The organism is Intestinimonas butyriciproducens, from assembly GCF_004154955.1.
GTDB classification, from domain to species: domain Bacteria; phylum Bacillota; class Clostridia; order Oscillospirales; family Oscillospiraceae; genus Intestinimonas; species Intestinimonas butyriciproducens.
On sequence record NZ_CP011524.1, the window covers coordinates 1,701,406 to 1,718,756 of the forward strand.

A 17,351-nucleotide genomic window follows, 5' to 3' on the forward strand; every position below is an offset into this window, starting at 1 on the left:
ACTTGACAAATCTTCTTAACAAGTTTATTATAAAGCATTTGCCATCTGTTTGCAAGTAAAAAGCAGGGGCAGCCCTAGTAAATAATAGATAAAAATACCCCGTTTCTCTAAAGGAAACGGGGTATTTTTATCTATTTGACTTTTTTATTCCTCAACAGCGCCGGGAGCCACTTCGGTACCCTCGTCATCAGAGGTCGCGACCACGGCGTCATCGCCCTCCTGCGCCTTGGCCTCGCGGGCGTCCTCCAGCAGGGCGCGGACGGACAGAGAGACCTTCTTGTTCTCCATATCGATGTCGGTAATTTTGACATCCACCATCTGTCCCTCAGAGAGCACATCTCCGGGCTTATCAATACGGTGGTCGGCGATCTGAGAGATATGAATCAGCCCGTCCACGCCAGGGACGATCTCAGCAAAAGCACCAAAAGTCATCAGCTTTACGACCTTGACGGTCGCCACGTCACCCACACCGTACTTAGAGGTGAATACGGTCCAGGGGTCCTGACTCCGATCCTTCATACCCAGAGAAATCTTCTTCTTCTCAGGATCGAAGGAAATCACGTACACCTCTGCGGGATCCCCCACACTTACCACCTCAGAGGGGTGCTTGATGCGGCTCCAGGAGAGCTCGGAGATGTGGACCATGCCATCCACGCCGCCGATGTCTACAAAGGCGCCGTAAGAGGTCAGGGACTTTACCACACCGGAATAACGCTTCCCATTTTCAATCTCAGCCCACACTTTGGCAGACTTCTCGGCACGCTCCGCCTGCTCCACAGCACGGATAGAGCCCACGACACGGCGGCGGGCCCGATTGACCTCTGTAATCTTCATGCGGACCTTCTTCTTCAGCAGGTCGCTCATGGCGGCGTCACGGGGCAGCCCGGTCTGAGAGGCGGGAATGAACACACGAACACCCTTGACGGAAGCGACTACGCCACCCTTATTCTCCTCAGTGACGACGCCCTCGACAATGGTGCCCTCCTCACGGGCCTGTTCCACGTCGTCCCAGCTCTTCACAGTATCCAGACGCTTCTTGGACAGGGTGACCACGCCCTCGGCGTCATTGACGCGCATGACATAGGTCTCGATCTCGTCGCCGATCTTCACGATATCCTCCACTTTCACAGTGGGATCGTCGCTCAGCTCGGATACAGGGATGTAACCGGCATGCTTCGTGCCCAGGTCCACGTAAATCTCTGTGGGCGTGATCTCAGTAACGACACCGGTGACCTTCTCTCCTGTATTTAAAGTTTTGATCGATTTCTCCAGCAGATCAGCAAAGGACTCCTCGATCTCCATGATTTCGTCGCTCATTTTGTCATAGACCTCCTTTATAATCCACCCGGGCGTGGAAGCGCCCGCAGTGATTCCAATAGAAGCCATCCCCTGAAAAGAGGAAGGTTCCAGCTCCTCCGCCCCCTCTATAGCGACCACTCTGGGGCAGAGTGCGCGGCACAGCTCGGCCAGCCGTCTGGTATTGGAGCTTTTTCGGTCCCCGATGACGATCATTGCATCGCAGCGGGCGGCCAGTTCCTGTGCCTCCGATTGCCGTACATACGTAGCACTGCATATTGTATCAAAAATTTCAGCGTTTGTACACTCTTTTTTTACTTTTTCTCTGCACGCATCCCAAATTTTCTGTGTTGAGGTCGTTTGGGACACAAATGCCAGCGCTTTGCTGCGGCGCTCCGGGCACTCATCCAGCCAGCCCTCCAGGGCGTCCGCATCCTCCAGCACGACGGGAGAGCGGCACCATCCGGCAATAGCGACCACCTCGGGATGGGTAGGGACGCCGATGATGACAGGCTGCCTGCCGCTTTCCTCTGCGCGCTCCACAAGGCGGTGAATCTTTGTGACATTGGGGCATGCGGCGTCAATGGTCTTGCACCCCTTGGCCGCCAGTGCGTCGTATACCGCCTTTCCCTCTCCATGGGAACGGAGAATCACAGCGGTGCCCGGAGGGATATCCCTGACGTCCGGAAGGCAGACAATACCCTTTTCCTCCAAATGCGCCGTCACATGATCGTTATGGATAACAGGGCCAAGCATATAGCATGGCTTCTCACGGTCGGCAGCCAACTCAGCCAGCTCCACCGCCCGCCGGACGCCGTAACAAAACCCGGCGGACCTTGCGAGTTCCAGCCTCATATCGTCTGTACCTCCAGCGCCCGAATCCGCGCCATCAGGTCGGCCGTGATGGCCTCATACTCCTCCTGCGTTCCCTTGCGGGACTCCACATGAGGCAGATAGGGCTCGCCGATAACCACGGGCGTCCGTCCAAACCAGCGCTTTTTTTCCGGCACATACACAGGGAGAATGGGGACGCCGCACCGCACCGCCAGCATGGCCGCCCCGGTTTTGGGTTCGCTCTCCTCTCCGCGGCTGGCGCGGACCCGGGTCCCCTCCGGGTAGAGGAGGACCTTCTCTCCCTCTTTCAGATATTTCATGGCCTGCTTGATGGCGCCCACGTCGGATTTGCCCCGTTCCACGCCGAACACGCCGACCCGCTTTAAAATCCATCCGATAAACGGTACCCGCAGGAGCTCCGCCTTGGCCATCGGGCGGAGTTGATACTTTTTATGAAAGGCAAACGCCAAGAACAGGGGATCCGACAGCGATGTGTGATTGCCGCAGACCAGTACGCCACCCTCCGGGATATGCTCCCTCCCAATGGCGCGATGGGGATGAACCAAGTTGAAAAAAGGCCAGATGATCGTGTAGATCACCGCATAGAACATTCTCATGCTTCCAGCTTCCTCCTGATGGCGTCCAGCAGTATCGCAAAGCTCTCATCCAGGGATTTCCCCGTGGTATCCACCAGAACGGCATCTTCCGCCCTTCGGAGCGGAGCCGCGGCACGTGTGCTGTCCTTGCGGTCCCGCTCCACGATCTCCGCCAGCACCGTCTCATAATCCTGAGGCGTGCCCCGGTCCTCCAGCTCGGCACAGCGGCGGGAGGCCCTGTCCTCTGGGGTCGCGGTAAGAAATATCTTGGCCTGTGCATCCGGAAGAACCACCGTGCCGATGTCTCTTCCATCCATGATCACATTGAAATGCTTTGCCATGTCCCGCTGCATGTCCAACAGGAAAGCCCGCACCGCCGGCTGGGCCGACACTGCCGAGGCATACTGAGATATCTCGGGCAGCCGGATCTCGGCCGTCACATCCTCCCCTGACAATAACATATGCTGCAGCCCATCTGCTTCGTAGCGGAGCTGGATATCTGCCCGCTTCAGCAGTTCACTCACTGCCTGCGCGTCCTCCGGATCTGTACCGCTTCTCCGGGCGAGAAGGCCCAGCGTGCGGTAGATCGCCCCTGTATCCACGTATACATAGCCCAATGCCTCGGCCAGACGTTTGGCCATGGTGCTCTTCCCCGCTCCGGACGGACCGTCTACCGCGACACTTATAAAACCCATTCTTATGCCTCCCGCATCAAAAGTATGCCCGCTGCGTCACCGTTCCATGTCCGCAGCCGCCTCCCCTGCCGCCCTGCCGGTGGCCCAGGCAATTTGCAGGTTAAAGCCTCCGGTGTAACCGTCTGCGTCAAGGAGCTCCCCGGCAAGGAAAAGCCCCTTCACCAGTTTGGATTCCATGGTGTGCGGATCGACTTCAGATACCTTGACGCCTCCGCTGGTCACAATGGCGTCTTCCACGCCTCTAGGGCCCTCGACTGTAAAACTGAGCCCCTTCAGCAACTCCAACAGGCGGCGGCGTTGGCTCCTGGTAATAGAGTTGGCCGGCGTTTCCGCCGGAATCTCCGCGCGCTCCACCAAGATGGGGATGAGCAGCCTGGGGACAAGGCGTTCCAGCACATTGTGAAATGCCCGATTGGACTGTTCAGCAAACTCTCGCACCAATCGGGCATCCAGGGTCTGCTCGTCCAGCGCCGGCTTCAGATCGATGCTCACCGTATAATGTTCTCGCTCAAAATCCCGCATATGCGCGCTGGCGCTGAGGATAAGAGGGCCGGAAAGGCCAAAGTGGGTAAAGAGTAATTCTCCCTGCTCCTGGTAAATGAGTTTCCCTTTGTGGCTTTTTACCTTGAGACCCACATTCCGCAGGGACAGTCCCTGCATTCTGGGACACTCGTCTCCCTCCATGATCAGAGGGATCAAAGACGGCTTGGCCGGCAGGATCGTGTGTCCCAATTCGCCGGCCATTTCATAGCCGTCTCCGGTGGAGCCGGTCAGTGGGTAGGAGCAGCCTCCGGTGGCGAGAATCGCGGCGTCACAGCCATAAGTGCCGTGCTCCGCCTTTACGCCCCGAACCCGGCCCTCCTGAACTAGGATATGCTGCGCCCTGTCCTGCACAATGGAGACCCGCTGTCTCCGCAGGGCAAAGAAAAGTGCGTCGATGATGTCCGCGGCCCTATCCGACTGCGGAAAAACCCGATTGCCCCGCTCCGTCTTCAGCGGAACACCCAAGCTGGAAAAAAGCGTCTTTACCTCGGAAGGTGGAAAACGGGTGACGGCGCTGGTGAGAAAGCGGCTGTTTCGGGGTATGTTGGCAAGGACCTCCTGAACGGAGCAGTCATTGGTCAGATTACACCGCCCCTTACCTGTGATATAAAGCTTCCGGCCCACCTTCTGGTTGCGCTCCAGCAGCGTCACGGAAGCCCCTTTCTGAGCAGCAGTCAGCGCCGCGAGCATGCCCGCGGCGCCTCCCCCTATTACGACAATCGTTCTTTTTTGTCCCGTCAATGATTCTCTTCCTCTACCTGTTCATAGACGCCATATTCCGACCAGATCTGCTCCAAGTCGGCAAAAATCTGCTCCACGTCCTCATTCCTCCGACGGCCTACCGCCACAATGAGGGCGTTAACCAAGCTCAGCGGGGCCACCAGCGAGTCCACAAAGGAGGCCATATCGCTCTTGGCCAGCAGGGTCTCGGTGGCCGCTTCAGCCAGGGGCGACGCCTCGGAATCGGTCAGGGCAATGACGTTGGCCCCCCGGTCCTTGGCAAAGCGCATGGCCTTTACCGTTCGGCTGGAGTAGCGCGGAAAGCTGATCCCGATGACCACATCTTCCGGCCCCACACGGAGAAGCTGTTCAAAGATCTCACTGGCGGAGGTGGTATGTACCAAAACGATATTATCAAAGATCAGATTGAAATAAAAGCCCAGGAAATCGGCCAAAGCTGCCGCTGAGCGCACACCCAAGATATAGATCCGATGGGCGGAAAGAATGGCGTCCACCGCCTGGCGAAAGCTGGCCCGGTCTGTCTCCTCCAAGGTCATCCGGATCTTTTCAATATCCGACTGCATGACCATGGACAGGATATCCTGATTCCCGATCCTGTCGTTCGCCACCTCAATGCGCTGGATAGAGGTCAATTTGTTGCGGATCATTTCCTGCAGTGCCTTTTGCATGCTGGGATAACCGTCATAACCCAACTCGGCGGCAAAGCGCACGACGGTGGACTCGCTGACATTGACCGTCTTTCCCAACTTGCTGGCCGTCATAAACGCCGCTTTGTCATAGGACTCCAGGATAAAGCGCGCGATGAGCCTTTGCCCTTTGGAGAAGGTAGGCATACTATTTTGAATGACTGAGAGAATATCGCGTGTCATGGATGACACCCCCAGGCTTCCTTCCCCACCCTTGGGGAGTGATTGGACGGCTAAACCTTAAGGCGGTCTCGCCGCCAGTCCCTATCATAAAGGGAAACCAGACGAAAAGCAAGATATTTTTGCAAGCGACGGTTTTTTTCTTGCATAATTTACAAGGAATAGAGAGCGGATATCTCTTCTTCCGTCAGATGCCGCCACTGCCCAAGTTTCAGGCCACCTAACTGAACACCCCCCTCACGAACCCGGCGCAGGGCCTTGACGGTGAGCCCAGCCTGATCGCACATCCGGCGGACCTGACGATTGCGCCCCTCGTGAATGGTGACCGAGAGCACATTAGGCCCCAGCCTGTCCACCTTGGCAGGCGCCAGAGCGATGCCGTCCAGCTCCATCGGCCTGGACAGTATGGGCAGCGCCGCCTCCACGTCTCCCGCAACCATGACAAGATACTGCTTGTCCACCTCATGGCTTGGATGAATAAGCCGGTGTGTCAGCGCCCCGTCATTGGTGAGAATCAGCAGTCCTTCGGAATCCAGATCCAGTCGTCCCACAGGCCATACCCGAACTCCGCAGCCGGAGACCAGTTCCGCCACCGTCTTCCGCCCCTGTTCATCGGCAAGGGTGGTGACATACCCCCTGGGTTTGTTGAGCATCAGATAGACCGGCTCCGCCGCAGGCCCGATCTCCGTGCCGTCCAGGGCCACGGTGTCCCGGCCCAAATCGGCCTTGTCCCCCAGTTTGGCGGCTCGACCATTGACGGTAACCCGCCCGGCCTCGATGTATTCCTCCGCTGTCCGCCTGGAACACAGCCCGGCGGCAGATAGCAGTTTTTGCAGGCGTTCCTCCATGAGGGCACCTCATTTCTGTTATGTAGCGCGCGGGCGATTCCCGCGCAAGGTATTTCAAGGGAAGAAGAACTTCAGGAGCTCCCGGATTGGGGGCCTTTTATCCGCAGCGTCCCGCCGGACCGAGGAAGCATAGACCAGTGGCGTCTCTCCCACAGGTTCTTCCCCCACATAAAAGACCAGCCGCCCTGCCGGGACCTCCGCCTCGATTGGAGCTTGGACCTGTTCCGGAAGCTCTATTTCAGCCCAGACTTTCTCCCCTTCTGTCAGTGGAAAATAGACGTCTGACGCTGTTTTTACACCCACAAAGCGGACCAGGCTGCCCGCCACAGGCAGCATCCGAAAGTCTCGGTTTCGGGTGGCCAGCACTTGGCGCGGGTATGTGGAGAAGCCGTAGTCAAAAAGGGCGGCATGATCCCGCCAGTCATCGGGATCGCTCAGGGTCACGCAGACCAGCAGTTGGCCGTCTCGCCGTGCGGCGGAGACCAAGGTCCGCCCCGCCAGTTGTGTGTAGCCAGTTTTCATTCCGACACAGCCCTCATACTGACTGAGAAGTTTGTTGTGGTTGACAAACGTCCGGTTTCCCAGCGTGATCGAGCGGGTGGCGACAATTTTGGCCACAGTCTCATTCTCCATACAGGCGATCCCCAGACGGGCCATATCCGCCGCAGTGGAGTAGTGCCCGTCGGCGTTAAGCCCGTTGGGATTTTCAAAATGGCTGTCTGCCATGCCCAGCTCCCGGGCCTTTTGATTCATCTGTTCCACAAAGGTCTTCACATCTCCGCCGCAGTATCGGGCAAGGACAAGGGCCGCGTCGTTTCCGGAGTGGAGCAGCAGACCATAAAGAAGCGCCTCCACGGTGATCTGCTCCCCTACCTGCAAGTACAGGGAGGAGCCCTCTGTACGCGTATCGGCGTACTCCACCGTAACGTTCTCACCCAAGTCGATGCACGACTCCGCCGCCACTAGGGCAGTCATGAGCTTGGTGGTGCTGGCGATGAGCCGCCGGGTGTGGGCATCCTTTTCATAGAGGACCCGACCGCTCTCCGCATCCACAAGGATCGCGGAAGCGGCGGAGACAGAAGGCGGACCGGAGACGGCAGCAGCATGGGGGAAAAGCAGCAGGCAGGCGGCCAGCCCAGCCGCGCAGACACGTTTCATTCAGGCATCACCTCAAACCACAGAGATGACACTAGTATAAAACTTAAAAGGTGTCTTTATCCTCTTTCTTATTCTTCTCCATATAACCAGTGACCTTATCGAACATTTCCGGCACCAGCTCCACCACACGATCCACGGTATTTCCCGCCGGTGGTGCCACGGGCAGCAGCTTTACAGTATCTCCTTTGACAATGAGAAAGGCCACCGGGGAGATATTGACTCCGGCCCCGCTGCCGCCGCCGAAGGCATTGTCGGCCTCCGGCTTCTGATTTTTGGTCATAAAGTCGCTGCCGCCGGAGGCAAAGCCAAACGACAGCTTGGAGACCGGAATGAGCGTGATCCCATCGTCGGTGCGGATGGGAGTCCCAATGATCGTGTTGACGTCCACCATCTCCCGGATCTTCTGCATCGTTGTGGACATCAGGTCGCCGATGGGATGATTCTTTTCCATAAAATATCGCCCTTTCTTAACTTGTGTACAGTCAGCTCGGCTTTCAAGCGGCTGTCTTTGCTTTTGCTTCCCGGTTTCTTTTTATCAGAAGGCCCAGTGCCCGCAGTCCAAAATGGACGGCAAAGGCGATCCCTTGCCCAATGGAGAGCGAAAGCGCCGCCCGAATGGCAATGACCGGGCTGTGCCTGTCGAAATCCACCGCAGTGCGGATTTTCCGCTCTCTGATATTAAAATTGTTCTCCAAAAGTGGGATTACCATACCAAGTATTGCGTTGGCGCCGCCAAAGGCAGCCGCAGCCATGGCTGGATCGGACGCCGCCATCGTGAGTGTCAGATCCAGATCATCTACTCTTATCCTCTTTTGGAGGCTCCCAGCGGCATCAGCCGCCAGAGGCAAAAATTGCCGCACCAACTCCAGGGTGTCCTTCGGCTCCGGCACCGCATCTGCATCCGCTTTGTGCTTCCGCTCTGGTTTTGCCCCTGTGCCTGGGCCAGATGGTCTCTCTTTCTTCTTTTTTACAGGGAATACCCGTATGCGCAGAGGCCCTACCCGTATCAGGATCTGAAGCCCCTGCTCTGCATACACCACGGTTCCGCCCACGCGGACCTGGGAAAAAAGCAGCAGCCCAAAGAAGACCGCGCCTAGAATCAGCAACGCCTTCACCCCGCTTCACTCCTCCGCTGCCGGGATATCTGCTTCGGTGGCGGAGAGTTCCCGCGCGGCTTCCAGCAGCTCCTCATCGGTTAGATCTTCCGTCTGCTCACCCCGTAGCTTTTCCAGCGCCGCCTGCATTTCCAGTGTGATCTGTCCATCCTCAGGGCCAGCGCTGGGGAGTTCCGGCAGCTCCTCCAGGCTGGAGAGCCCAAAAGAGCGTAAGAAGGTAGTGGTCGTGCGGTATAGGATCGGCCTTCCCGGCACAGCCAGGCGTCCGCACTCCTCAATGAGCTCACGGTCCAGCAGCAAGCTCACGGTATACGAGCTGTCCACGCCGCGGATCTGGTCCACGTAAGCTCGCGTCGTGGGCTGATAGTAGGCGATAACAGACAGCACCTCCAGAGCAGGCGGAGAAAGTTTGGCCGGCCTGCGGCTTTCAAAGGTTTTTCGAATCAGTTCGGCATACTCCGGCGCAGAGCAGAGCTGATAGCTGCTGTCCAGCTTGATGAGGCGGATGCCCCGGCGCTCATAGCTGTACGCATCCATCAGTTTCTGGGCCACCGCATCCGCCGTGGCCCGGTCGATTTCCAGCGCCAGACAGATCCGCTCCACTCCCACGGGCTCTCCTGCTGCGAACAGGATGCCCTCCATAGCGGACTCAATTTCTTTCAGGTCCATATGCGCTCCCCTTCTCCCGGCCTCAGTATGCGTCCGTGGAAAACTCCAGCTCTGCTTCGCCCTCTCCGGTGCATGTTACGGTACAGTCCTCATCGGTCCCCGCCAAGCGAATTCGCTTGGCCTTGCACAATTCCAGCACGGCGATGAAGGTGGCCACTACTTCGGACCGGCTCCGATTTCCCTGAAAGAGGGAGCGGAACCGAGTCACCCCCAAGCGCATAAGGCGGCGCAACAGCTCCCCCGCCTTGTCCGCTACCGGATAGGGCTCCCTACCCACAATCCCCTCAAAGGCGCTCATGGGGGGCGGCATCTGACTGCCCATACGTTCCCGGACTGTCATCATGGCCCGGCGCAGGTCATCCTTGTCATGGACATAGCGATAGGCCCGATTCACCGGAAGTTGTTCCGGTCCCTTTGTGATATAGTCGCGGCCCAGCGCATAACGACCGGTGAACTCCGGGATCACCGACTTGATCTTCATATAGTTTTCATGGCGCTGGTGGGCCTCCAGGGAGGCAATGAGCTGTTCCATCTCAGAGAGGGCCTCCTCGTCATGGATGGACAGGAGCATCCGGGATTTAATGAAAATAAGCTGGGCCGCCATGGTCACGAACTCGCTGGCCACTTCCAGATCAAGTTTCTTGCGCCGCTCCATCCAGGCCAGATACTGCTCCAGGATCACCGAGATCTGGATATCCTTGATCTCCATTTTATTTTTGCTCAGAAGGTGGAGGATGAGATCAAGGGGGCCGGTAAAGTCCTCTAAAGCCTCCGCACGGACCTTTACCACTTTTTCCAGATGATAGATGGGACTGTCCACAGTGCGCTCCCCCTCTCCTATCCAAGCATCAGCGTCAACGGCCAGGAGGACCCCTCCACCAGCAGATCCAGCACCCAATCTCTGGCAATGGCCAACGGCGTGCTGAGAACGCCGGTCCACAGGATCGCCATAAGAAGAAGCATCCCCCACCGCTCATAGCGGAGGATACCGTAGTAGATCCGGTCCGGCAAAAAGCCCTCCACTACCTTGGAGCCATCCAGCGGTGGGAACGGAATGAGGTTGAATAGCCCCAGCCCCACGCTGAGAACAGCAGTCATGGCCAAAAAGTCAATGGCTGTGCCCAGCCCTTCAGGGCCACCTGTGTAGTAAGCGCCGATCAGCGCGGCCCTCAAAGTGAGCGCCGCATAGGCCAACAGGAGATTGGAGACAGGGCCTGCAAGCGCCGTGACCGCCATTCCTGTCTTGGGGTGCTTGAAATAGCGCATATCCACCGGGACCGGCTTTGCCCAACCGAACCCCGCCACAATCATCATCAGCGCACCGAAGAGATCGATATGCCGCAGAGGATTCAGCGACAGCCGGTGCTGTGCTTTGGCTGTGGGATCCCCCAGGGAATAAGCGGCGAGACCGTGGCAGGTCTCGTGAACCGTCAGGCACAGCAGCACCGCCGCTACCTGGAGCAGCAGATCGGCGAGACCGGCCCAGTCCATATTCTGTGCAAAATCTGAAAAAGAACCCAAAAGAAGGTCCTCCCTATTCTCTATATTGTCAGGCCAGAACCTTGGCACGAAGTGCGGCCATTTCCAGCTCAGAGAGTCCGGCTGCACGGAGATAGCCGGACACAGAGCCATACGCCTCGTTCAGCAGCGCTAGGCATTCGGCCATATACTTGCTTTTTGACATCCCGGCAAAGGGGACAAGATCTGGAACAGACATCCTGATCCGGCGAATGATCTCCGCCAGATAGATCTCAGATACCTGATAATCTGCCAGGATATCCTCCCGGCTCACTCCGGCCAGAGAGAGCAGCAGCGCGGCCACCATTCCGGTGCGGTCTTTTCCCGCCGTACAGTGAAAAAGCACGCCTCCGGGCGCCTCCGCAATGAGGCGCAAGATCCGGCAGGCACTCTCCTTTCGATCCAAGACCTGGAAGTAGCCACGTCCCACATCTCTCTCCAGATTCGGCATCCTCTCTCCACCCAGCATGGGGGCATGAAAGTAACGAAAGTCCGTTTCTCCCGCCAACTGATCCGGCTTGCGTTTTGTCTCCTCCTCGCTGCGGAGATCAATGACGGTGGTGATATCTCGGTCCACCAGCCATTCGATGTCCTTTTCCGACAGACCAGTTGGATTGTCCCCGCGCAGCAGTCGCTCCCAAGCGGTGACGCGGCCTCCTGCAGCCGGATATCCACCCAGGTCCCGCAGATTATTCATGTTTCCCAAGGGAATATGGCGCAGCAAATGGACCGCCTCCCAGACATTTTGGATTTTAGTATAGCAGATTTTCCCGAAAAGCACAAGGAGGAGCAGAGGCAGTCCCCTCTCCCAAATCATTCGTTGAAAAGGCCCAAAAAGGGCAGTCACCATAAAAACTGGTAACCACCCTTCAAATGAATCCATTATATTTTTTCTATGGAATGCGTATCATAAAGATCCCAATATTTTTTATAGACTCTGTCCTTCTGACCGTCAAGATTCAGCTGGTACATCCTAAATGTGACCCAAAGGTCTTTGGGCTGCCACTGTTCCTCATAGGAATAGCAATATTTCATACCCATTTGCTGCATTACCGCTCCGCTTCTCGGATTATTTTTATCATGTGTGGCTGTAATATATGGGATTCCGTCTCTTCGTAGCCGTTCGACAAGGGCCTTACACTTGCTTCTGTCGCGATTCCGTTATGCCAGAATGCTCTGCGAAGTGCATACCCAAAATCATAACTGTCATTCGTATCTGCTTTTACATAGCCGATTGGATCGTTATCCTCTTTTATGCTGTACCTGCTCCTGAAGGATGAAGAAGTGAATACTTTTTTGCCGTGGTTTCCGGTAAAAAATATGGAAGAGACAAGAGCGTTTTATGAAAAGCGATTGAAAAATCAAGAATACTATTTTGCGATTAGCACTTCCATATCGCTTTCTTCAAATTTTCTTAGTACAAGACGTTCTGTTTCGAGTCTTATGTCCATTGCTTTTTCTCTAAAATCCAAAGTTTTTATATACTTCACAGCATCTCTGGTGCTACACCTCGACACCCCATTTTGAAACGCATTCCCTCACAGGATAAAATATATAAATACAGTAAACTCGCATGCGTTTACAGAGGGGTATGAAATGATGGAATACAGGGTTGATGACCGGGAATTGAGTGCCTCTATATTTATCCCGTTTGTCAATAGAATATGGCCGGGGCGTTATGATGCGGCCAAAACACAGATCGCATTATCAAAAACACGGAATATCTCTGCTTATGATGATGTCCTTGTAGGCTGCCTACGAATCCTTTCCGATGGCTATTATTTTGGAACAATTACGGAACTGCTTGTCCTTCCGGAATACCGGAGGCAGGGAGTAGGGAGCAAACTCCTCCGTCTTGCCAAAAACAACACTCCAACTATGTTGTATTTTGGCGCGCAGCCAGGGCTGGAAGTCTTTTATGAAAAAAACGGGCGCAGGAAGAGTTTGCAATCCTACACAATAAATGCAGCCTCTTTTTCAGAAAAAGATGGTTAGGGACCGGACTGTATGCTCGGTGCAAGCACAAAACAGAATATCTCAGGGCGGCTGTTTCCAATGGGGCAGCCATTTTTTATAAGCGAAAAGAGTCCCCACCTTGCCCATTGCAAGAGGAAACTTTTTCACCGTCCGTTTTTCTTCTGCCTTCCCATGTACAGAATATGCAAAAATGCAGGTCTTTTTTCCCTAACGCAGCGCAAAACAGGCGCTCTCCATCATGGATTTCATTTGGCATAAGCAAAATGGATGACCGGCGGGATCAAGCATCACTCTCCAGGCGTCGGAAAATTGTTCCTCCGCTACCGCCGCTCCACAGCGGACGGCATGTTGAACCGCCTTTTCTAGATCATTCACGGCAAAGTCCAAATGCGCCATTTGCTGCTGCATTCCCGACCTTTCCGGCCATACGGGCGGTTCATACTCTGAGTTTTGTTGGAATGTAATACCGGGGTATCCCCCCTGCGCCGTTCCCGGCACGCCGATACATGCATATTCCTCACTGTGAAATGGTATTTCCCATCCGAGCAGCTGCGCATAGAATTTCGCCAGTTCATAAGGGTCTTTGCAGTCCACCGTGAAGGAATACATTTTGATTTTCAGTTCGTCCTCCATCGCAGTTCTTTCCCCCCAATTAACGCATTCCGGCATATCGCCTTATTGCGACACAATATGGTTTCTCAGTACGCCGATGCCCTCGATCTCCACTTCAACGGTATCGCCGGAGCACATGGGACCGATCCCGGCCGGCGTACCGGTGGACACCACATCCCCTGGCTCCAGGGTGATCCCGGCGGTGATGAAAGCCAGCATATCAGGGATCTTCGTTAGAAAAAGCGCGGTATTGGCGCTCTGGACCGTATTCCCATTCAGTCGGGTCTGGATTTTCAGCGCCGTGGGGTCCACTTCATCCGTGATCACAGGTCCCATTGGCGCAAAGCCGTCCATACACTTGCCTCTGGTCCACTGGCCATCCGCCGCCTGGATGTCCCGGGCAGTCACATCATTGAGGCAGGTAAAACCCAGAATATACCCCCAAGCGTCAGCAGCTTTCACTTCTTTGGCCCGCCTCTTGATGACAAACGCCAGCTCGCCCTCATAATCCAGGCGTCCAACAAAGGCTGGGATACAGATCTCTCCTTCCGGGTCGTTGACACAATTGGACGTTTTCATGAAGATAATCGGGGTCTCTGGAGCGGCCCCGCCCATCTCCAGGGCGTGATCGGCGTAATTTTTACCCAAGCAGACGATTTTACCCGGCGTACAGGGTGCCAGCAGGCGGCAGTCTGAGAGCGGCCACCGCTTGCCGTCATAGTACTCGGTATCCCCCGCATAGGGCGGACATTTCAATGTGTATATGGTATCCCCGTTCAAAACGCCCCAACTGATCTTTCCCATCCTCTCCACACGTACGTACTTCATAAGAGCCCCTCCCCCAAATGTGCTGAAATCTGGCCCAGCAGGTCCGGACGGCCGGTTCCCTTTTCGGCGGAGAAGGGAATCACCTCTATATCGGCGTCAATTTCCAGCGTATCCCGGATACGCTGGAGGTTGGGCTCAATTTCACTTTTTTTAAGCTTATCCAGCTTATTGGCCACCACCACAAAAGGCTTTCCCGCCTGCTTGAACCACTCGCCCATGGTACAGTCATCCGCCGTGGGCTTGTGCCTGGCATCTACCAACATACATCCCAGGGTCATCAGGCCCGGATCGTCAAACCAAGATTGGATCAGCCTGGCCCAACGGGCCTTCTCCGCCTGTGACACCTTAGCATATCCATACCCGGGCAGGTCCACCAGATAAAACTTGCCGTCGATCCTGAAATAATTGATGTGAGAGGTTTTTCCCGGCGCGTTACCCACCCGAGCGAAATTTTTCCGGTTCAGAATGCGGTTGATGACGGAGGACTTTCCCACATTAGAGCGGCCGGAAAAGACAATTTGAGGCAGCCCGTCCCGAGGAAAGTCCTCCTTTTTCGCCGCGGAACGGACAAATTCCGCGTTTTGTAAATGAATCATTTCCGCACTCCCGTTACTGTTTCAAATTGAGGGTGGGCTCCACCCCTTGATGCCTGCCTGCCAGCCCGTCCAGATCCGGCAGCGTCTGCACGGCCTCGAATTCCAGTGCGCTGGAGAGCACCTCGTCCACATGCTCCACCGGAATGAAATGGAGGGCGTTCCGAACCGTCTGGTCGATATCTTCCAGATCACTCAGATTGTCAGCGGGCAAAATCACCGTCCGCATACCATTGCGGAGCGCGGCCATGGTCTTTTCTCGCAAACCGCCAATCGGCAGCACCCGGCCTCGGAGCGTGATCTCCCCCGTCATGGCCACATCCTGCTTTACAGCGGAGCCGGTAAGCGCGGATACCATGGCGGTAGCGATCGTGACGCCGGCGGAGGGGCCATCTTTGGGAACTGCTCCTTCCGGGAAGTGGACATGCAAATCTTTTGTCTTATAGAAGTCGGCCTCAATCCCCAACTGAGCGGCACGGCTGCGAATATAGCTCAAAGCAGCGTGGGCGGATTCCTTCATGACATCCCCCAGGTTGCCGGTGAGTTCCACTTTGCCGGAACCCGGGACTACATTTACCTCGACCTGGAGGATTTCTCCTCCCACAGAGGTCCAGGCCAGGCCGTTGACCACGCCGATCTGCCGCCCCGTCTCCCGCTTTTCAGGGTGATATTTCCGTACCCCCAGATATTGGGAGACGGTATCTCCTGTTAAGGAGATATGCTTTTCATTCCCTGTCACAATGCGCATAGCCGCTTTCCGGCACAAACTTGCCAGCTCCCGCTCCAAGACGCGCACCCCGGATTCCCGGGTATAGCCCGTAATGACCTCCCGAATGGCGTCATCCGTGAGCTTGAGCTGAGACTTCTTCAGTCCATGGCGTTTGAGCTCCTTGGGCAAAAGATGGTTTTTGACGATCTGGAGTTTTTCCTCGTCCGTATAGCTGGAGAGCTCAATGACCTCCATCCGGTCCAGCAGCGGCCTGGGAATGGTATCGGTCGTATTGGCGGTTGTGATAAACAGCACGTCGGAGAGATCGAAGGGCACTTCCAGGAAATGATCACGGAAGGTGGCATTTTGCTCTCCGTCCAGGACCTCCAACAGTGCGGAGGCCGGATCTCCGTGGATATCCGAGGCCAACTTGTCGATCTCGTCCAGAAGCAGGAGAGGGTTGGCGCTTCCCGCATGCCGAACGCCGTCAATGATACGCCCCGGCATGGCTCCCACATATGTTTTTCTATGTCCGCGGATCTCCGCCTCGTCATGGATCCCGCCCAGCGAGATCCGGGCCAGCCTGCGCCCTGTGGCCCTGGCCACAGACATAGCGATTGAAGTTTTGCCCACTCCGGGAGGGCCCACCAGGCAGAGCACCTGTCCTTTCAGTTCGGGTGCGAGCTGTTTGACCGCCAGGAACTCCAGGACACGTTCCTTGACCTTATCCAGCCCATAGTGATCTGCATCCAACACTTTACGGGCCGCCTTCACATCTGTCCTTTCCCGGGTCCTTTTGCTCCACGGGAGATCCAGACATACATCCAAATAATTGCGGATCACGGTGGCCTCAGCGGAGCCAAAGGGCTGTTTGGAAAGGCGGTCCAGCTCTTTGTTCAGCTTTTTCTCCACCTCTTTCGGGAGCTTTGCCTTGGAGATCTTCTCCCGGTACTCTCCAAGCTCGCCATCGCCGGTCTCTCCCTCCCCCAGCTCGTTCTGGATCACCTTGAGCTGCTCCCTGAGATAGTAATCCCGCTGATTGCTGGTAAGCTGGTCGCGGACCTTGGACTGCATCTCCTGCTCCAATTCCAGCACAGACACCTCTCGACCCAGTGCCTGTGAGAGCTTTTCCAATCTGCGTACCGGGCGCAGTTCCTCCAAGATTCCCTGCTTGTCCGAGGCGCGCATGGCGATGTTCTGGGCAATGTAGTCCGCGATATAACCCGGATCATCGCTGGCCAGAACGCTGATGAGGACATCCCCCGTCATGCGTGGTGAGAGCCCTGCATAGCTCTCAAAGAGCTCATAGGTGCTGCGGATCAGCGCCTCCGTCTTAGGGGTATTGCGAGTGTGTTCAGGGACGGGCAGGTATTCCACCTCTCCCTGAAGGAAGGGCGCGCTCTGGCTCAGCCCCAGCAGACGGCCGCGGCTGCTCCCCTCCACCATGACCCTCACATTACCACCGGGCAGGCGAAGGATCTGTTTTACATTGGAGATGGTACCGATATGATAGAGGTCCTCCTGGCCGGGCTCTTCCACAGAGAGGTCGCGCTGAGCTACCAGGAAAATGGGCAGCCCCTCGCTCATCGCCTGGTCCAGGGCCTTGATTGAAGTGTCTCGGCCCACATCAAAGTGGAGGAGCATATTGGGGAAAATGGTAAGTCCCCGCAGCGCCAGGGCGGGCATGGTTACAACTGTATTCGGCTCAACAGCCATGGAATCACTTCCTTTACAAAAAGCAGGGCGGGAGACC

The 17,351-nt window shown here is 56.1% G+C and carries 18 protein-coding genes; 1 reads left to right on the forward strand and 17 read right to left on the reverse strand.

Features of this window, described 5'->3' with window-relative positions:
• Positions 1–144: 144 nt before the first annotated feature.
• The 13 genes from SRB521_RS08575 to SRB521_RS08635 all read right to left on the reverse strand — a co-directional run bounded on the left by SRB521_RS08575 (position 145) and on the right by SRB521_RS08635 (position 11,576).
• Positions 145–2,151 (reverse strand): bifunctional 4-hydroxy-3-methylbut-2-enyl diphosphate reductase/30S ribosomal protein S1, encoded by a 2,007-nt coding sequence (locus SRB521_RS08575; protein ID WP_116721689.1) that lies wholly within the window; start codon positions 2,149–2,151, stop codon positions 145–147.
• Complete coding sequence (locus tag SRB521_RS08580; RefSeq protein WP_116721690.1) at positions 2,148–2,747, reverse strand: lysophospholipid acyltransferase family protein; 600 nt, start codon at positions 2,745–2,747, stop codon at positions 2,148–2,150. Before SRB521_RS08580 ends, SRB521_RS08575 begins: the two co-directional genes overlap by 4 nt.
• Complete coding sequence (gene cmk, locus SRB521_RS08585) at positions 2,744–3,421, reverse strand: (d)CMP kinase (protein ID WP_033116738.1); 678 nt, start codon at positions 3,419–3,421, stop codon at positions 2,744–2,746. Before cmk ends, SRB521_RS08580 begins: the two co-directional genes overlap by 4 nt.
• Before the next feature lie 36 nt (positions 3,422–3,457).
• On the reverse strand, positions 3,458–4,705 hold the full coding sequence (locus tag SRB521_RS08590; RefSeq protein WP_257534814.1) for a BaiN/RdsA family NAD(P)/FAD-dependent oxidoreductase: 1,248 nt from the start codon (positions 4,703–4,705) through the stop codon (positions 3,458–3,460).
• Positions 4,702–5,574 carry a MurR/RpiR family transcriptional regulator gene (locus SRB521_RS08595; protein WP_033116740.1) on the reverse strand — a complete coding sequence of 291 codons (873 nt, stop codon included), beginning with the start codon at positions 5,572–5,574 and terminating at the stop codon, positions 4,702–4,704. The genes SRB521_RS08590 and SRB521_RS08595 overlap by 4 nt, the downstream gene beginning before the upstream one ends.
• 149 nt (positions 5,575–5,723) lie before the next feature.
• Complete coding sequence (locus SRB521_RS08600) at positions 5,724–6,419, reverse strand: pseudouridine synthase (RefSeq protein ID WP_033116741.1); 696 nt, start codon at positions 6,417–6,419, stop codon at positions 5,724–5,726.
• A 54-nt stretch (positions 6,420–6,473) separates the two neighbouring features.
• Positions 6,474–7,577, reverse strand: coding sequence for a D-alanyl-D-alanine carboxypeptidase family protein (locus SRB521_RS08605; protein WP_075703837.1), 1,104 nt, complete (start codon positions 7,575–7,577; stop codon positions 6,474–6,476).
• 43 nt (positions 7,578–7,620) lie between these two features.
• Complete coding sequence (gene ytfJ / locus SRB521_RS08610; protein WP_058117684.1) at positions 7,621–8,028, reverse strand: GerW family sporulation protein; 408 nt, start codon at positions 8,026–8,028, stop codon at positions 7,621–7,623.
• A gap of 43 nt (positions 8,029–8,071) precedes the next feature.
• A complete protein-coding gene (locus tag SRB521_RS08615) occupies positions 8,072–8,692 on the reverse strand; it encodes a DUF2953 domain-containing protein (RefSeq protein WP_075703836.1) in 621 nt (206 codons plus the stop codon).
• A 6-nt stretch (positions 8,693–8,698) separates the two neighbouring features.
• Positions 8,699–9,361, reverse strand: a complete 663-nt coding sequence (scpB, locus tag SRB521_RS08620) for an SMC-Scp complex subunit ScpB (protein WP_075703835.1) — start codon at positions 9,359–9,361, stop codon at positions 8,699–8,701.
• 22 nt (positions 9,362–9,383) lie between these two features.
• Positions 9,384–10,181 (reverse strand): segregation and condensation protein A, encoded by a 798-nt coding sequence (locus tag SRB521_RS08625; protein WP_242976519.1) that lies wholly within the window; start codon positions 10,179–10,181, stop codon positions 9,384–9,386.
• A 17-nt stretch (positions 10,182–10,198) separates the two neighbouring features.
• Positions 10,199–10,882, reverse strand: a complete 684-nt coding sequence (locus SRB521_RS08630) for a site-2 protease family protein (RefSeq protein WP_242976520.1) — start codon at positions 10,880–10,882, stop codon at positions 10,199–10,201.
• Positions 10,883–10,910: 28 nt separating this feature from the next.
• A complete protein-coding gene (locus SRB521_RS08635) occupies positions 10,911–11,576 on the reverse strand; it encodes a tyrosine-protein phosphatase (protein ID WP_075705431.1) in 666 nt (221 codons plus the stop codon).
• An 899-nt stretch (positions 11,577–12,475) separates the two neighbouring features.
• On the opposite strand from SRB521_RS08635, the gene SRB521_RS08645 reads away from it, so the two are divergent.
• Positions 12,476–12,874: a GNAT family N-acetyltransferase gene (locus SRB521_RS08645; protein ID WP_116721692.1), complete on the forward strand. Its 399-nt coding sequence runs from the start codon at positions 12,476–12,478 to the stop codon at positions 12,872–12,874.
• 189 nt (positions 12,875–13,063) lie between these two features.
• Here the strand turns inward: SRB521_RS08645 and SRB521_RS08650 are convergent, their stop codons facing one another.
• Genes SRB521_RS08650 through lon form a run of 4 tightly spaced genes read right to left on the reverse strand, consistent with a single transcriptional unit; the run spans position 13,064 to position 17,314 of the window.
• Positions 13,064–13,489: a VOC family protein gene (locus SRB521_RS08650; protein ID WP_075703833.1), complete on the reverse strand. Its 426-nt coding sequence runs from the start codon at positions 13,487–13,489 to the stop codon at positions 13,064–13,066.
• 42 nt (positions 13,490–13,531) lie between these two features.
• Positions 13,532–14,296 (reverse strand): fumarylacetoacetate hydrolase family protein, encoded by a 765-nt coding sequence (locus SRB521_RS08655; protein ID WP_116721693.1) that lies wholly within the window; start codon positions 14,294–14,296, stop codon positions 13,532–13,534.
• The gene (gene yihA / locus SRB521_RS08660) at positions 14,293–14,892 is read right to left on the reverse strand and encodes a ribosome biogenesis GTP-binding protein YihA/YsxC (protein WP_058117676.1); all 600 of its coding nucleotides are present in this window, start codon (positions 14,890–14,892) and stop codon (positions 14,293–14,295) included. Before yihA ends, SRB521_RS08655 begins: the two co-directional genes overlap by 4 nt.
• Before the next feature lie 13 nt (positions 14,893–14,905).
• Positions 14,906–17,314, reverse strand: coding sequence for an endopeptidase La (gene lon, locus SRB521_RS08665; protein WP_083630876.1), 2,409 nt, complete (start codon positions 17,312–17,314; stop codon positions 14,906–14,908).
• Positions 17,315–17,351: the final 37 nt, after the last annotated feature.

Coding starts and splice junctions, on each gene's coding strand:
- SRB521_RS08655 (WP_116721693.1), bottom strand. CDS start 14,296: ATGAAGTACGTACGTGTGGAGAGGATGGGAAAGATCAGTTGGGGCGTT.
- SRB521_RS08600 (WP_033116741.1), bottom strand. CDS start 6,419: ATGGAGGAACGCCTGCAAAAACTGCTATCTGCCGCCGGGCTGTGTTCC.
- lon (WP_083630876.1), bottom strand. CDS start 17,314: ATGGCTGTTGAGCCGAATACAGTTGTAACCATGCCCGCCCTGGCGCTG.
- SRB521_RS08605 (WP_075703837.1), bottom strand. CDS start 7,577: ATGAAACGTGTCTGCGCGGCTGGGCTGGCCGCCTGCCTGCTGCTTTTC.
- ytfJ (WP_058117684.1), bottom strand. CDS start 8,028: ATGGAAAAGAATCATCCCATCGGCGACCTGATGTCCACAACGATGCAG.
- SRB521_RS08650 (WP_075703833.1), bottom strand. CDS start 13,489: ATGGAGGACGAACTGAAAATCAAAATGTATTCCTTCACGGTGGACTGC.
- SRB521_RS08575 (WP_116721689.1), bottom strand. CDS start 2,151: ATGAGGCTGGAACTCGCAAGGTCCGCCGGGTTTTGTTACGGCGTCCGG.
- yihA (WP_058117676.1), bottom strand. CDS start 14,892: ATGATTCATTTACAAAACGCGGAATTTGTCCGTTCCGCGGCGAAAAAG.
- SRB521_RS08645 (WP_116721692.1), top strand. CDS start 12,476: ATGATGGAATACAGGGTTGATGACCGGGAATTGAGTGCCTCTATATTT.
- SRB521_RS08595 (WP_033116740.1), bottom strand. CDS start 5,574: ATGACACGCGATATTCTCTCAGTCATTCAAAATAGTATGCCTACCTTC.
- SRB521_RS08580 (WP_116721690.1), bottom strand. CDS start 2,747: ATGAGAATGTTCTATGCGGTGATCTACACGATCATCTGGCCTTTTTTC.
- cmk (WP_033116738.1), bottom strand. CDS start 3,421: ATGGGTTTTATAAGTGTCGCGGTAGACGGTCCGTCCGGAGCGGGGAAG.
- scpB (WP_075703835.1), bottom strand. CDS start 9,361: ATGGACCTGAAAGAAATTGAGTCCGCTATGGAGGGCATCCTGTTCGCA.
- SRB521_RS08635 (WP_075705431.1), bottom strand. CDS start 11,576: ATGAATAATCTGCGGGACCTGGGTGGATATCCGGCTGCAGGAGGCCGC.